Below are 241 nucleotides of genomic sequence, written 5' to 3'. Positions count from 1 at the left end.
CCCGCTTCTGCGCAGTTTCGACGGCGAGGCGACCTGAATGGCCAATATGGCCATGCGCAGAAGAGTGGAGGATTATACAGGAGCTGTTGGCTGGGGGACTAGGATTCGAACCTAGACTGGCGGAGTCAGAGTCCGCTGTCCTACCGTTAGACGATCCCCCAACACTGGCCGATGCAGTATTCTACAGCGGCGTGTCGGGCCGGCAGGGCGGTGAACCCCGCTGGCGTGGCGCGGAAATTAG

General features: G+C 61.0%; 1 tRNA gene. It reads right to left on the bottom strand.

Going from position 1 to position 241, the window contains the following annotated elements:
* Window positions 1-87: 87 nt before the first annotated feature.
* Window positions 88-161, bottom strand: a tRNA-Gln gene (locus ACT6Q8_RS25715).
* Window positions 162-241 lie beyond the last annotated feature (80 nt).

The sequence above is a fragment of the Niveispirillum sp. genome, assembly GCF_052437035.1.
Lineage (GTDB): Bacteria > Pseudomonadota > Alphaproteobacteria > Azospirillales > Azospirillaceae > Niveispirillum.
The sequence above is the reverse complement of the archived record's forward strand: the minus strand, read 5'-3'. Positions and strand labels throughout refer to the sequence as shown.